Consider the following 13,376-nt stretch of genomic DNA (forward strand, 5'->3'; position numbering starts at 1 on the left):
GAAGAACCATGAAAATCCTGAAAATCAGCGGTAAGAACCTGGCCTCGCTGGCCGGCGAATTTGAAGTCGACTTCCAGCAAGAACCACTGGCGTCTAGCGGTCTGTTCGCCATCAGCGGCCCCACGGGCGCGGGCAAAAGCACCCTGCTCGACGCGCTGTGCCTGGCCCTGTATGACGCCACGCCGCGCCTGCTGAAGGTGCTGGGCCGGGGCAGCGCGCTGCCCGACGTGGGCAAGGAAACCGTGAACGCCCAGGATACGCGCACCCTGCTGCGTCGCGGCACGCCGGACGCTTATGCGCAAGTGGACTTCGTCGGCAACGATGGTGCTCACTACCGCGCGCGCTGGAGCGTGCGTCGCTCGCGCACCAGAGCCGAGGGAGCGCTGCAGGCGACCGCCATGAGCTTGCACCAGTTACCCGCGCTGCAAGCGATCGGCGGCACCAAGACGGAAGTCAAGGAAGAGATCGAAAAACGCATCGGCCTGTCGTTCGAGCAGTTCACGCGCGCCGTACTGCTGGCGCAAAACGAATTTTCCACCTTCCTCAAGACGGAAGATAATGACCGCGGAGAATTGCTGGAAACCCTGACGGGCAGCAGCATCTATAGCGACATTTCCATGCGCGCCTTCGAGCGGGCAAAGAAGGAAAAACAGATCCTCGAACGCCTGGGCGAAAAGCTGGCCGACCAGCGCCCCCTGTCGCCGCAAGAGCGAACCGACAGCGAGGCGCTATGCAGTGCTGCCGAGAGCAGCCTGCAACACATCGACCAGCGCAAGGCGGTACTGGAACTGCAGCAGCGCTGGCACCAGGAGACGCACAAGCTGCAAACCCAGGTGACAGCGGCGCAGGAGGCGCTGGGCAATGCGGCTGCCGAACACGCCGCCGCAGAAGCACGCCGCACGGCGCTGGCGCAGTGGGAATTACTGCAGCCGGCGCGCGCCCTGATCGACGACGTGGCGCGCCTGGCCAGCGAGATCGCCGGCACCGGCGCCGCGCTGGAAGCGTCGCACGGGCAGGCGACGCTAGCCGTCGCTGCCGAGGCGCAACTGGCGCAGGCCTTGCAGTTGGCGGCGGCGGCCTTGCAGGCCAAGGAAGCGGCGCAACGCGATGCGGCGCCACAACTCGATAATGCCAAGGCGCTCGATGCCGGCATTGGCGCCCGCTTGCCCGCGCACCGCCAGGCCAGCGACGCGGCGCAGGCAGCAGACCAGGCCAACGAGTCGGCACGCGGCGCGCTACTGGCAGTGCAGCAGCGCCAGCACGCCGTGCAGGCGGAGCAGGACACGGGCCGTCTGTGGCTGACGGCGCACCAGCACTGGCAGGCACTGGCCACGTCATGGCAATTATCAGACCAGCTATTCGCCCAGGCAGGTCAGGTCGCCGCGCAAGCCGATGCGGCCGACGCCAGCGTGGCCGAATCGACGCAGCGGCTACGCCACGCCACCGATGCGGCGCAGCAAGAGCAGGCCGCGCTGGCCGCTGCCGCAGCGGCGCTGGCTACGCGCGATGCCGAGCGGCGCGCAGCCGCTGGCGCCGTACAAGCGATCGATGGACAACTGCTGCAGCAACAGCGTGGCCAGCTCGAAGAGCATGCGCGCCAGTTGAATACGGCGGAAAAGACGTGGACGGAGCTGGCGCGCAAGCGGCAGGAACTGGCGCACGGACAAGCCAGGGCGGCGCAACTGGCGCAGGCGGCGCTGGCGGAAGACACGGCGCTAGCGGCACAAGCTGCGCGGACGGCGCAGCTGGAAGCGGGCCTGGCGCAGGCGGAAAAATCCTTGAAGGGTGCCGAAGCGGCATGCGCGGCCAGCGTCGAACAACTGCGCGCGACCCTGCAGGAAGAACAGCCCTGCCCCGTGTGCGGCGCACTCGAACACCCGTACACGCAGGCTGAGCATGGCAATCACCCTTTGCAAGCAATGCTGGCCAGCTTGCAAGATGAAGTACGGGCCTGCCGCACGCAGGCGCGCAGCAATCTGGAGCAGCTGGCCACGCACAGGGCGGCGCTGGCCGGCTATGCGCGTGAGCAGGCGCAAACAGCAGCCGAACTGGCAGCCCTGCCGCCCGCCATCGCCGCCCTGGAAGCACAATGGCGGCCGCATGACGAGACACTGCAACTACCGCCAGAAGCCGGGCGCGCGCACTGGTTCACGCAGCAGTTGGCGGCCAATGCGGCACGCTTGCAGGCGCTGGCGCTGCAGGAGGCAGCGTTGCGCGAGGCCAGCGCGCGGCGCGAGCAAGCACAGGCGGCGCACGAACTGGCCGGTGCGGAGCATGCGCGCCTGACGGCCGCCGTCACTGAGACGCAAACACGGCTGGCGCAGTTGCGAACGCAGCAGGCGGCAAACAAGGACAGGGCGCAGACCTCGCGCAGCGCCCTCGATGGCTTGCTGGCACAGCTCGATGCCGCCTTTGCCGACACGGATGGCGCCGAAGACTGGAAAGATGGCTGGCGCGCCGGCCCTGCCGCCTTCCGCGCGGCGCGCGAAACGGAAAGCCGGCAATGGCTGAAACAGCAGGCGGACCAGGACAACCGCAGCCATGCTCTGACCACGCTGGCAGTGCAGCTGGACGCGGCCAATGCCGCCGCACGCACGACGCAGCAACTGGCACTGGACGCGCATGGCGCATACGCGGCCCTCGATGTGCAGCTAAAAGCGCTGCAAGCGCAGCGCGCGGCATTGTGGGGTGGCCAGCCCGTGGCCGAAGTGGAAAGCACGCTGGCAAGCGCCGTCGCGCGCGCAAGAACTGAGCTGGCGCAGCAGCAAGCGGCGGCGCAGGCAGCGAGCCAGGCGCGCGCGCGGCTCGATGAGGCGTGCGCGCAAACGGCCCTGCGCCTCGATACCTTGCGCCGGCAAGACAGCGCGGCAGCAGCGGCGCTGGAAGATTGGCTGCGCCAGTTCCAGCTTGCCCATCGGGCCCATGCGCCCGCCGACATGGCCGCCTTGCATGCACATCTGGCCATCACGCCGGAAGCCATGCGCGCCGAACGCGAAGCCCTGCAATGGATCGCCGACCGCCACACGGCGGCGCTGTCGGTGCTGGCCGAACGCCAGCAGCAGCATGCGGCCCACCTGGAGCGGCCACCGGAAGCACTAGAAACGGACGAGGCCACGCTGCTGGGCGCGCTCGACGCACTTGGCACGCAACGCCAGGCGGCCAACCAGGAAGCGACGCGTCTGCGCCTGGCCATCGCGCAAGATGACGCCCGACGCCACAGCGCACAGGCGATGCTGGCACAAATCGAGGCGCAAGCCCTCATCGAACGGCGCTGGGCCAGCCTGAATGAATTAATCGGCTCGGCCGACGGCAAGAAATTTCGTAACTACGCGCAGCAATTCACGCTCGAAGTGCTGCTTGGCTATGCCAACGCGCATTTGAACCACTTGGCGCGCCGCTATCAACTGGAGCGCATCGACAATCCAAACAATCCGTCTCTCGGCCTGATGGTGCGCGACCAGGACATGGGCGGCGAGCTACGCTCCGTACACTCGCTGTCAGGTGGCGAATCGTTCCTCGTCTCGCTGGCCTTGGCACTGGGCCTGGCCTCGCTATCGTCGAACCGGGTGCGCGTGGAGTCGCTGTTCATCGACGAGGGTTTCGGCAGCCTGGACACGGAAACCCTGCGCGTCGCCATGGATGCGCTCGACGGCTTGCAAGCGATGGGCCGCAAGGTGGGCGTCATCTCGCACGTTCAGGAAATGACGGAGCGCATCGCCACCCGCATCCTCGTGCAGCCGGGGTCCGGCGGCAAGAGCGTGGTGACGGTGCGCTAGCGCAGCTGCCCGCACATCGGCCCATCAGCGAGGCAGAGACTCGCGGCCCAGCTTGAGCAAATCCCAGCCCAGTTCGCGGCGAATCTGCTCCGGGTCGGGCGGGGGCCGGCGCTGTTCCAGCTCCGCTTTCAACCATTTCCTGACCAGCTCCTTGGCCGGTGGTACAGGCTTTTGCTTGTCATGCTTTTCCATGCTGCTACCTCTTCAATGGCGGTCCAACGACCTCCTGTAGACGTTCAACGTCATGGCGCGAATTGAGTTGACCTGCGCGTGGCGCAGATGCAACAAGGTGTAACGATGGCCGGAGTACGTTAAAATCGCCGCCTTCGCGCAGGCACCGCCTGCGTCCCGCAACAGTTCAAGGAAAACCCATGAAAGCCGCCCGCAGCCTCACCTTCAAGTGCGTCAAATGTCAAAAATCCGTGCAGGTCTACCTGCAAAAAGTCTCCGCCTGTTCGCATATCCAGCCCTACCAGGGTATTTGCGCATGCGGCGAACTCAAGCGCCACGCCACGGGCCAGGCCGATGCCGTCAAGTCCTACCTGGAGTCGGCCGATGGTAGTTGGTCGCACCATCACTAATGGTTAAAGTACGGGCGATTATTGTCGTTAATGAAGTGTCGTTAATGACGATATACAGCCCGTATAGAACCGACCATGTCCCAGCTTCCCGCCTACGCTTCCCCCCTCGCTTCCGGCCCGCGCCAGCTTGCCGCCACGCCCGTGCCTGGGCAAGCGCTGCAAAAACCGCGCGCCGGCACGGCCGGCCTGGCCGCTATGCCCTTGATGCAGCGCCCGGGGCAAGACATGGTGGCCCTGTCGAGCAATGCGCTGGACCTGTCGACCAAGGGCTTGCAACGGCGCACGGACGCGCTGGGCAACGCTACCGTCGATACAGCGCAAGATTTCCTCTCCAGCATGACGCGCCAGCTGTTCGGCGACGGCGCCAGCATCGCTTTCGATTCGGTCGACCTGCAAGCCGCTTCCAGCTTCAGCAGTGGCAGCGCCAGCGTTTCGGGCGCCGGCAACAGCAGTCGCGCCGCCGCCTTCAGCCTCGATGAAAACGCCCATTTCATCGGCAAGGGCAAGATCACTACGGCCGATGGCCAAACCTTCGACTTCGAACTGGAAGTGCAATATCAATCGAACATCAGCGCGGGCGTGCTTGAGCAAACGCAAGGCGCAAGCGAGGAAGCAAGCCCGGAAGCAAGCCCCGCCGATGACGCCGGGCTGCCCGCCAAAGCGTTGCCCGCCACGACCTTCGCCGGCAATCTGCACGAGCTGTTCAAGCTGCTGGGCCAGCAATTGCAAAGCAGCATTTTCAATCAGCAATCCGATGGCGCCAGCGCCAGCGGCAAGGAGGGCGACCTGGCGGGCAGCCTGAGCTTGCGTTTGCTCAAACTGGTGCAGCCTGACAATAGCGCCGAAACAGCCAAAAAACCCGTGCAAAGCATGCCCGACGACCAGGCGCGCGCGCGTGCGCTGGCCATCGCCTATGGCGCAAACAGCGCTGAGAGCACGGCCAGCGACGTATAATGGAAGACGGCCTGCGCAGGCGACCATGCCGCGCGCCACCTTCTATCGATTGAATCCCATGTCCGACACTTCTTCCCCTACCGTTCATCCGCAGATCCACTGGAGCGAAAACGGCGCCGAGCACTCGGCCCGCTGGCGCTCGGAAAGCGGCATGCCGCCGCCCAAACGCGTCGTCATCGCGGATGACCGCACGACGGCCGACCAGGCTTACCGCCTGGCTTGCGAAGGCACGGCCATGATATGGCGCGGCGACTTCCAGAACGCGCGCCAGTTGCTGCAAGCGCTGGCGCGGCGTGCCGACCACAAGAACGACAAGCCCAGCAAGAAGGCCAAGGCCGCCAAGCTGGTGCAAGCCGAACCCTCGGCCACGCAAGCGTTCCATTTGCACCGCCAGGCGCAGTCGCAACGCGCCCGCACCCTGGCCATGCTGCTGCTGCCCTTCGAGGCCGACTACACGATCGCGCTGCGCCGCGCACCGGATGTGAAACTGGCTTGCAATGAAGCGTATGGCCGCGGCGAGGAAGCATTTATCGCCTCGCTGCGCGAGCTGCTGGGTCTGATCGGCGCGCATGAATGGCGCCGCACTGGCGTGGAACTGCCGGCCCTGGGCCAGCGCATCCATCCGCATTACGGCGTGTTCGCCCCGATCCGTGGCGAATACGTGGGCCTGGTGGCCGACGCTCCCCTGCCGCCGCGCGCCAGCCTGGCGTTCGATATCGGCACCGGCACGGGTGTGTTGGCCGCCGTGCTGGCACAGCGCGGCGTCGCACGCATCGTCGCCACCGACCAGGATGCGCGCGCCCTATCGTGCGCGCGCGAAAACCTGGCCCGCCTCGATTTGCTCGATAAAGTCGACGTGGTGCAGGCCGACCTGTTCCCTGCGGGACGCGCACCGCTGATCGTGTGCAATCCGCCCTGGCTGCCCGCACGTCCCAGCTCGCCCATCGAATATGCCGTCTACGATCCGGACAGCCGCATGCTGCGCGGTTTCCTAGCCGGCCTGGCCGAGCACCTGGAAGCGGCCGGCGAAGGCTGGCTGATCTTGTCGGACCTGGCCGAGCACCTGGGCCTGCGCCCGCGTGCGCAATTGCTTGAATGGATAGCGCAAGCGGGCTTGAAGGTCGTCGACCGCCTGGACGTGAAACCCACGCACCCGCGCGCGCAAGATGCCACGGACAGCCTGCATGCGGCCCGCTCGAAGGAAATCACCTCGCTGTGGCGCCTCGCGGCAGCCTGATAACAGAACTGCTGCAAGGCCATTGCGCATTGCAGCAAACGGCGCTATAATTCGGTTGCGGGGTGGAGCAGTCTGGCAGCTCGTCGGGCTCATAACCCGAAGGTCACAGGTTCAAATCCTGTCCCCGCAACCAATACATAAAAACTGCTGATTCCCGCAAGGAACTCAGCGGTTTTTTCATTTTCGGCACAGCATGCTCAGCGCCTTCATGCAAGCCCAAGACCCCCGCTTTTCATGCGCCCTTTCGCAATGCAACAAAGTCGGTTATAATTCGCCTGCGGGGTGGAGCAGTCTGGCAGCTCGTCGGGCTCATAACCCGAAGGTCACAGGTTCAAATCCTGTCCCCGCAACCAATACATAGAAACCGCTGACTTCTGCAAGGGACTCAGCGGTTTTTTCATGTCTGGCCTTGCCCGCAGCTATGCGGCGACGCTGGCCCGGATCTGCCTGGCCGCCGCATGCAGGCTGGCCGCTACGCGTTCGAGCTTGTCGGCGCCCGCCGTTTCAGCCAGGGCGGCAAAGGCGCTGATATGCAACGTGGCCACCATCGCCGGCGACACTTCGAGCTCCAGCGCGGCCTTGCTCAATTCCGTCGACGCCTCGAGGTAAGAAGCGCTGCCCGCCTCGAAAGCCTGCTTGGTTTCCAGCAATTCCTGGCCACCCTCGGCCTTGGCCAGGCAAGCGTCGACCTTTTGCTGGAAGGCCGGCAAGGTGTCGCGCACGGGCCCGGGCTCAGGCGCCGGTTCCGGCTCCGCAGGAGCAGGAGCAGGAGCGGCATGCACCGGCTTGTCCGCCACCGGCATGTCGCGCAAAGTCAGCCAGCGTTCGATGGCAAGAAAATCGGCAAACGGCTCGGCTACCTTGGGATTCATCAACCAGACCTCGCCCGTGCGCCAGTCGATGCGGGCACCGCGCTCATTTCTCGCCAACAATATATCCTTGCCGCCTTGAGGATTCGACACCCGGCCGATATCGCGCCAGTTCATCAGTTCGGCCTGGCGCGACATCGCCTTGACCCGATGAAAAAAAGCCAACCATAAAAATCTGGCGACCAAGACAAGCAGGACTGCGCCAACTATCCACATCATTTTTCGCTCCGCAGCACATCGACAGCCCGCATTTTCTCATATGGAAGCTTGCATCAAGGAAACTTTTACATCTGCCACGCGGCAGCGTCCAGCATTGAGTTGGGCCTGTCCGTGCAGGAAACGCCGCAATCGGTCAACATGCATCTGGCCAAGCTGTTTGACCAGCAGTACACGGCTTAGGTGTTGGACTGGTGCTACTCAGGCATGCATGAGCGCGAGCGCAAGGCGGCACTGAGGGTGCGGTATCCGTTCTAGGACTGGCTCAATAGTTCACACCGGCACAGGGCCAGTGATACAATTTTCCGCTTCACGGACATCGGCAGCTCTAACCGCCAATGCCTGCGCCCATAGAAACACCCAAGGAGAATGTGTGAAGGACCTCGCCCCCGCCATGCCAGCCGATCCGGCCAACCAACCTGCCAACCCCTCGCGCCGGCGCATTTTCCAGGCCGCTTCCGCAGTCGGCCTGGCAGCCAGCCTGCCAGTGCTGGCCGACGCAGCGCCAGCCAAAAAGTCTATCGTCAAGGGCTCGCTCGATGCGAAACTCAAGGCGCACGTCAAGAACGTGGTGGTGATCTACCTGGAAAACCGCAGCTTCAACAATCTGTTTGCCAACTTCCCCGGCACCAGCGCGCCCCTGTCCGCCGTCACGGCCGAACAGGCGCAGCAGCTGGACCGCGACGGCAAGCCGCTGGCCACCTTGCCAAAGATCTGGGGCGGCCTGGTGCCGAACCAGCAAAATATTGGCGGCATCGATTATCTGATCAAGGAAGAGCAGATTTCCGGCCTGCCCAACGCGCCCTACAAATTGAGCGACGCTGCCGGCAAGCCCCTGCCCGAAAGCATCATCACGCGCGACCTGGTGCACCGCTTCTATAACAACCAGATGCAGATCAATGGCGGCAAAAACGACGGCTTTGCCGCGTGGGCAGACAGCGGCGGCCTGGTGATGGGTCACTACGGCGAAACGTCGAAAAACCTGAACCTGTGGCAGATCGCCGAGCAGTACACGCTGTGCGACAACTTCTTCATGGCGGCCTTCGGCGGCTCCTATATGAACCACCAGTTCCTGGTGACGGGCCGCGCCAACGAATATTTCAATGCGGCCGAGACAGCGGCGAAGAAAAAGATCGCCGTGCTGTCCGATGGCCCGCAAGGCGTGCGCCTGGCGATCTCGCCCGATTGCCCCGCCTCTGCGCTCGATGGCAAGCCAAAGTACGTGAACGACGGCGCGCTCACGCCGGACGGCTACGCCGTCAATACCATGGCGCCGCCGTACCAGCCCAGCTATATCCGCCCCGCCTTTGACGGCGACCCGCTGCATGCCGATCCGGCTGACGCGAACACGCTGCCACCACAAACCTATGACACCATCGGCGACCTGCTGTCGCGCAAGGGCGTCAGCTGGGCGTGGTATGGCGGCGGCTGGCAAGCGGCGCTCGAGCGCAAGGGCGGCGGCAGCAAACCGAACTTCCAGTTCCACCACCAACCGCTGAACTATTTCAAACAGTTCGCGCCTGGCACCGCTGCGCGCGCCGAGCATCTGCGCGACGGCGGCACCGGCGACAGCCCGATCTCGAACAAATTTCTGGCCGCCGCCGTGGCGGGCAAGCTGCCGGCCGTGACCTTCTACAAGCCGCAAGGCAACCTGAACCTGCATGCCGGCTACTCGGATATCGAGTCGGGCGACCAGCACGTGGCCAACGTCATCGAGCATCTGAAGCAATCGCCGCAGTGGAAAGACATGATCGTGGTGATCACGTTTGACGAAAACGGCGGCTGGTGGGATCACGTGGCGCCGCCCAAAGGCGACCGCTGGGGGCCTGGCACGCGCATTCCCGCGATCGTCGTCTCGCCCTACGCAAAAAAAGGTGCCGTCGACCACAGCTTCTACGACACGACCTCGATCCTGCGCCTGATCACGCGCCTGCACGATCTGCCGCTGCTCGAAGGCCTGAAAGTACGCAATGATGCCTTTGCGGCGCGCGGCGCCCTGCCGCCAGGTGACTTGACTGGCGCGCTGAGCTTCCGCTGATCGCGCAGCGGCACATCGCGGCGGCGCCCACAATGCGGCACGCCTGTGATACACTGCGTGCCGCACTTTGAACCTGTCGCCGCAGGTTCTTAAATCCGCAGGACCGGTTTTCCTGACGGTTGTTCCAACAATGAGCCCGACTCCAGTAGCCGGGCTTTTGTTTTCTGGACGAGATGCATAGAGTATTCACATGGCGGACAGTTTTTTGCCCGCTCCCCGGCGCCGTTTTGTCGCTGCCAGGGGCCAGAGGTTCAGAAATGAGAGATAAAAAAGATAACGCCACCATCGACTTGCCAGGTTTCGGTCCGCCGCCAGCGCTTGAAGTGTCAGAGCCTGCGCCGGAACCGCAGCGCCGCCCGCGCGTGCGCAAGGTGGCTTTGAAGCAGGTGCAGCTCGAATTGCTGGAGCCGACCGATGCCACGGGCTTACCCGTGTGGACGCGCGACGCCGGCCTCGATCTGACCGGCTTGCCCATCTGGGCGCCAGATCATTGACCCATGCCGGCGGCCGTTTGCCGCCAGCTCCCACACCACCATCCGCACAAGGGCGTAGAACGCCTGTAGACTGTGCCCATCCACCCGCTTTTTACCGGCTACGCCCCTATGAACACCACCACTGACACCACCCATTCTTTTTCCAGCCTGCCGCTGACGCCCGCCTTCCTGGCCAATCTGGACTCGCTCGGCTACCACGAGATGACTACCATCCAGGCACAAAGCCTGCCGGCGGTGCTCGATGGCCGCGACCTGATCGCCCAGGCGAAAACGGGCAGCGGCAAGACCGCCGCCTTCGGCATCGGCATCTTGCACAAGCTTAATCCGGCCTGGTTTGCCGTGCAGGGCCTAGTCATGTGCCCCACGCGCGAACTGGCAGACCAGGTGGCCAATGAATTGCGCCGTCTGGCGCGCGCGGCTGGCAACATCAAGATTCTGACACTGACGGGTGGCGCGCCGATGCGCCCGCAAATCGCCTCGCTGGAACACGGCGCCCACATCGTTGTCGGCACGCCGGGCCGCCTGCGCGACCATCTGGGCCGCGGCACCATCAATCTGAACCACGTGCAAACACTGGTGCTCGATGAAGCAGACCGCATGACGGACATGGGCTTTTACGAGGAAATCGCCGGCATCGTCAGCGCCTGCCCTGCACGCCGCCAGACCCTGCTGTTCTCGGCCACGTATCCGGAAGACATCCGCCGCGCCACGGCATCGTTCCTCGTCAATCCGCTGGAAGTGACGGTCGAGGCGCAGCACGACAACAACAAGATCGAGCAACGCTTCTACGAAATCGGCTTCGACGAGCGCAACAGCGCCGTCGGCAAGCTGTTAAAACACTTCAAGCCGGAATCGACGCTGGCTTTCTGCAATACCAAGGTGCATTGCCGCGAACTGGCCGAAGAACTGCGCCAGCAAGGCTTTTCCGCGCTGGCCCTGTACGGCGAACTGGAACAGCGCGAGCGCGATGAAATCCTGGTGCTGTTCGCCAACCGCAGCTGCTCCGTGCTGGTCGCCACCGACGTCGCCGCACGCGGTCTCGATATTTCCGACCTGGGTGCAGTGATTAACGTCGACGTCTCGAAAGACACGGAAGTGCATATCCACCGTATCGGCCGCACGGGCCGCGGCAGCAAGAAGGGCCTGGCCCTGTCGCTGTGCGCGCCGAACGAGAAAAAATGGGTCAAGTTGATCGAGCAGTACCAGAACAGCGCCGCCGAATGGCACGACCTGAAGGAACTGGCTGAAGATGATGGCATGGAAGCGCTGCCGGCGCCCATGGTTACCCTGTGCATCATGGGCGGCAAGAAGGACAAGCTGCGCCCGGGCGACTTGCTGGGCGCGCTGACGGGCGACGCGGGCCTGACCAAGGAGCAAGTGGGCAAGATCAACGTCTTCGAGTTCATGACCTACGTGGCACTCGATCGCAAGGTCGCCGAAGCGGCCTTCAAGCGCCTGAACGCCGGCAATACCTTGGGCCGCGACTTCGGCAACATCAAGGGCCGCAGCTTCAAGATGCGCTTTATCGAAGCGTAAGCAGCGCCAGTACGTGCAGCGGCGTCTCGTGCGACGTAACCAGGACGGGCAAGCCTGGGCACTCACAAGGCGCGCGCCTGCTGGCCCTGGGGCGTATCTTCGATGACATAACCGGCCGCGCGCGCCAGCGCGCGCAAGCGGTCAGCCTCGGCCCACAGGCATTGCGCGCGGGCCGAGGCCCGCTGCGCCATCCACGCCTGCACCTGCGCCGGCACGTCTACCTGCGCTGGCTGCCAGCGCAGCAAGTCCAGTCCCAGCGCCGCATCGAAGCGGGCCAAGGTCGTTTTTTTCACGCCGTCCGGCACATCACTTTTCAGCAGCTCCCAGGCCACGGCCAGCGCACGCGGATAGTTCAAGTCATCGTTGATGCACGCCGTAAAACGCGCCAGCCAAACGGGATCGGCCTCGCCATCCGTCGCGCCCCGCTCTTGGCTTAGTGCATGCACGGCCACGCGTAGGCGCGCCAGGCCGGTGGCGGCAGCGAGCAAGGCCTCGTGCGTGAAATTGAGGCTGCTGCGGTAGTGGGCACCGAGGCACAGATAGCGATAGGCCAGCGGCTCGACACCCTGCTCCAGCAGGCTTTGCAGGCGCAAAAAATCACCTGCGGATTTCGACATCTTCGCATCCTGCGTCTTGAGGAAAGCGCCGTGCAGCCAAAAGTTCGCCAGGCGCGTGCCATGGCGTGCCTGCGTTTGCGCGATCTCGTTGCTGTGGTGGACCGCGACGTGGTCTTCGCCACCGCAATGGATGTCGAAATACGTGCCCAGGTGCTTTTCGGCCATGGCCGAGCATTCGATGTGCCAACCCGGGAAACCCAGGCCCCACGGACTATCCCACTCCATCTGCCGCTGTCCCGCTACACCACTGAACTTCCACAGCGCAAAATCGCAGATATCGCGCTTCTCTCCCAGTTCCACCCGCTTGCCTGCCTGCAGACCATCGCGCTGCAGGCGCGCCAGCTGGCCATAATCGTCCTGGCGCGTGGTGTCGAAATAAATGCCGTCGTCGGTGCGGTAGGTGTAGCCCTTCGCTTCCAGATCGCCGATGAAGGCGATCTGTTCCGCGATATGTTGCGTCGCGCGGCACCAGACGGTGGGCGGCAAGATATTCAACTGGCGCAAATCGTCTTCAAACGCGCGCGTGAATGTGGCGGCGATGTCCCACGCTGACTCGCCGCTGCGCCGGCTACGCGCTTCGACCTTGTCGTCGCCGCTGTCCGCATCCGATGTCAAATGGCCGACGTCCGTGATATTCATCACGTGGCGCACTTGCAAGCCATTGAACGCGAGCGCGCGGCGCAAGCCGTCGACGAACAGATAAGTGCGCAGGTTGCCGATGTGCGCGTAATCGTAGACGGTGGGACCGCAAGCGTACAGGCCCGCATGGCCTGCAGCAATGGGTTCAAACGGGCGCAGGCTGCGGCTATATGTGTCGTACAAATGGAGTGTCATGCGAAACTTTCATGAGCGCTGCGGAAAAAGAAAATGGCCACAGGTTTTTCAACACTGTGGCCATCGAATGAGGAGTAAAACCTTACCGTCGCGTTGCCGCATCCTCACGGAGCCAGGCGCAAGGACACAGCGCAAGAGCGGCGCCCGAGGCAGAAACTGGAACGATAGTAAACGTGGTCATGGCACAAATATCGCATGCAGACGGGCGGGCCGTCAAGCCCGCC

General features: G+C 64.0%; 11 protein-coding genes and 2 tRNA genes. 10 read left to right on the forward strand and 3 right to left on the reverse strand.

What is annotated here, in order from left to right:
* Positions 1-8: 8 nt before the first annotated feature.
* Positions 9-3,776: an AAA family ATPase gene (locus ACQ4V8_RS15350; RefSeq protein ID WP_436571762.1), complete on the forward strand. Its 3,768-nt coding sequence runs from the start codon at positions 9-11 to the stop codon at positions 3,774-3,776.
* A 24-nt stretch (positions 3,777-3,800) separates the two neighbouring features.
* Here ACQ4V8_RS15350 and ACQ4V8_RS15355 read toward each other — a convergent pair whose 3' ends face one another.
* Positions 3,801-3,968, reverse strand: a complete 168-nt coding sequence (locus tag ACQ4V8_RS15355) for a hypothetical protein (protein ID WP_193365523.1) — start codon at positions 3,966-3,968, stop codon at positions 3,801-3,803.
* A gap of 179 nt (positions 3,969-4,147) precedes the next feature.
* Between ACQ4V8_RS15355 and ACQ4V8_RS15360 the strand changes: the two genes are divergently transcribed.
* The 5 genes from ACQ4V8_RS15360 to ACQ4V8_RS15380 all read left to right on the forward strand — a co-directional run bounded on the left by ACQ4V8_RS15360 (position 4,148) and on the right by ACQ4V8_RS15380 (position 6,901).
* Positions 4,148-4,357, forward strand: coding sequence for a hypothetical protein (locus ACQ4V8_RS15360; protein WP_070347014.1), 210 nt, complete (start codon positions 4,148-4,150; stop codon positions 4,355-4,357).
* Positions 4,358-4,432: 75 nt separating this feature from the next.
* Positions 4,433-5,311, forward strand: coding sequence for a hypothetical protein (locus tag ACQ4V8_RS15365; protein WP_010396750.1), 879 nt, complete (start codon positions 4,433-4,435; stop codon positions 5,309-5,311).
* A 58-nt stretch (positions 5,312-5,369) separates the two neighbouring features.
* Positions 5,370-6,548 carry a methyltransferase gene (locus tag ACQ4V8_RS15370; RefSeq protein WP_043461460.1) on the forward strand — a complete coding sequence of 393 codons (1,179 nt, stop codon included), beginning with the start codon at positions 5,370-5,372 and terminating at the stop codon, positions 6,546-6,548.
* Between the two features lie 56 nt (positions 6,549-6,604).
* Positions 6,605-6,681: transfer RNA gene (locus tag ACQ4V8_RS15375), tRNA-Met, on the forward strand.
* Between the two features lie 143 nt (positions 6,682-6,824).
* Positions 6,825-6,901: transfer RNA gene (locus ACQ4V8_RS15380), tRNA-Met, on the forward strand.
* A 66-nt stretch (positions 6,902-6,967) separates the two neighbouring features.
* On the opposite strand, the gene ACQ4V8_RS15385 is transcribed toward ACQ4V8_RS15380, so the two are convergent.
* Positions 6,968-7,582: a hypothetical protein gene (locus ACQ4V8_RS15385; protein ID WP_142303330.1), complete on the reverse strand. Its 615-nt coding sequence runs from the start codon at positions 7,580-7,582 to the stop codon at positions 6,968-6,970.
* A 102-nt stretch (positions 7,583-7,684) separates the two neighbouring features.
* Here ACQ4V8_RS15385 and ACQ4V8_RS15390 point away from each other — a divergent pair, with 102 nt between their 5' ends.
* The 4 genes from ACQ4V8_RS15390 to dbpA all read left to right on the forward strand — a co-directional run bounded on the left by ACQ4V8_RS15390 (position 7,685) and on the right by dbpA (position 11,701).
* Entirely contained in the window at positions 7,685-7,816 is a 132-nt protein-coding gene (locus tag ACQ4V8_RS15390; protein ID WP_261981083.1) for a hypothetical protein, read from the forward strand.
* A gap of 211 nt (positions 7,817-8,027) precedes the next feature.
* A complete protein-coding gene (locus ACQ4V8_RS15395; RefSeq protein WP_436571783.1) occupies positions 8,028-9,671 on the forward strand; it encodes an acid phosphatase in 1,644 nt (547 codons plus the stop codon).
* A gap of 257 nt (positions 9,672-9,928) precedes the next feature.
* The gene (locus ACQ4V8_RS15400) at positions 9,929-10,165 is read left to right on the forward strand and encodes a hypothetical protein (RefSeq protein ID WP_010396727.1); all 237 of its coding nucleotides are present in this window, start codon (positions 9,929-9,931) and stop codon (positions 10,163-10,165) included.
* 108 nt (positions 10,166-10,273) lie between these two features.
* Positions 10,274-11,701, forward strand: coding sequence for an ATP-dependent RNA helicase DbpA (gene dbpA / locus ACQ4V8_RS15405; protein WP_196856812.1), 1,428 nt, complete (start codon positions 10,274-10,276; stop codon positions 11,699-11,701).
* Between the two features lie 62 nt (positions 11,702-11,763).
* Here the strand turns inward: dbpA and cysS are convergent, their stop codons facing one another.
* A complete protein-coding gene (cysS, locus tag ACQ4V8_RS15410) occupies positions 11,764-13,152 on the reverse strand; it encodes a cysteine--tRNA ligase (protein WP_010396721.1) in 1,389 nt (462 codons plus the stop codon).
* Positions 13,153-13,376 lie beyond the last annotated feature (224 nt).

Origin of the sequence: Janthinobacterium paucivorans (genome assembly GCF_051380805.1) — a bacterium.
Taxonomy (GTDB): Bacteria; Pseudomonadota; Gammaproteobacteria; order Burkholderiales; family Burkholderiaceae_D; genus Janthinobacterium; species Janthinobacterium lividum_D.